At 71.7% G+C, this 247-nt stretch carries 1 protein-coding gene; it reads left to right on the top strand.

The genetic code is table 11. The features are described 5' to 3' along the window. Positions 1 to 247 (top strand): ThiF family adenylyltransferase (locus tag SB719_RS21835; protein WP_412159986.1); only part of this gene is annotated, 247 nt, incomplete at both ends.

The following is a 247-nucleotide window of genomic DNA, read 5'->3' as shown; positions in this document are numbered from 1 at the left end:
ACTGCCACGTCGCCGTGATCGGCATGGGGGGCGTCGGCTCCTGGGTGGTCGAGGCGCTGGTGCGCACGGGTGTGGGCCGGCTGACCCTGATCGATGCCGACGACCTCTGCGTGTCGAACACGAACCGCCAGCTGCCCGCACTCGCAGGCCAGTACGGGCGCAACAAGGCCGAGGCGATGGCCGAGCGTTGCCTGGCGATCAACCCCGAGGTCGCGGTGGAGGCGGTGCCCGCGTTCGTCACGCCGGC

The sequence above is a fragment of the Pantoea sp. SIMBA_079 genome, assembly GCF_046940275.1.
GTDB classification, from domain to species: domain Bacteria; phylum Pseudomonadota; class Gammaproteobacteria; order Enterobacterales; family Enterobacteriaceae; genus Pantoea; species Pantoea borealis.
This window is presented reverse-complemented; position numbering and strand designations above follow the sequence as displayed.